Source organism: Streptococcus infantis (assembly GCF_047464415.1).
In the GTDB taxonomy this organism is placed as follows: domain Bacteria; phylum Bacillota; class Bacilli; order Lactobacillales; family Streptococcaceae; genus Streptococcus; species Streptococcus infantis_AE.
The window spans coordinates 1-922 of the sequence record NZ_JASHBX010000052.1; the positions used below are offsets into that span (position 1 = coordinate 1).

General features: G+C 43.5%; 1 pseudogene. It reads left to right on the forward strand.

Annotated elements, in window-relative coordinates:
- Nucleotides 1-922, forward strand: a pseudogene (locus tag QM460_RS10405) (hypothetical protein); the annotation flags it as partial.

Below are 922 nucleotides of genomic sequence, written 5' to 3' on the forward strand. Positions count from 1 at the left end.
AAAGTCAACTGGATAGGGATGTTCCTCCAGTATATTATCCTGATTGTTCTTTTGGTTAGCATGATCATTAAGCTCGTTAAATCAATCTTTGATATTCTGATTGAAGCAATGATTTCTCCAATTCTTGGATATAGTTCTCTATCAAACTCAAAGAAATATAAGGAGCTGCTAAGAACGATTGGCGGTGCTTTAGCAGGAATCTTCTTTGAAGTCATCATTATGCGTGTAACGCTTGAGATTTTCAGAGATTTACCAATCCTTTCTGTTTCAGCTGTATCTAAGCTTTCTGGCGGATTCTTTGATGGACTCAATATGTGGGAACAGTGTCTCGCAGCTGCCTTTGTCTATGTTGGAGTATTCTTTGCAGCCATGCAAGGAGTAGCCATGATCGAGCGCTGGCTTGGAGTCTCAACAGGTCATAGTGAAACAGCTCAACAACTGCTGGGTGCTATGATGATGGGGAATGCCTTTGCGGCTGGAGCAGGCGGTCTCTTTAATGGCAGTATGGCACTTGGTCAATTTGGTATGGATATGGCTAAAAAAGCTCCAGATGCCTTGTCTAAAGGAAGTCAGATTCTAGGAAATAGCCTAGCCAGAACTGGAGGAGGTATTCAAGGTGCTTTGAACTCTGTAAAAGACCAGGGCTTGATGAATGCGGCCAAAGGTGGTGTAAGCAATATGGTTGATTTGGCAGAATGGAAAGCTTTTGAAGCCATGCAAAATACGAAAGGGGCAGTTGGTAGCGCTTTAGATAAGCTGGATGATAAGGCTGTCTCTGCTCAAAATGCGACCTACAACGCTCTGAAAAATAATGCTGTTCCTGGAATTGATCAGCCTGGACCAATTGACATTCCTGAGCCTCCAGTTGATCCAGGAACAACCGAAGCACCTATTGTCGATCCAACTTCTTCAGCTGAAGGAG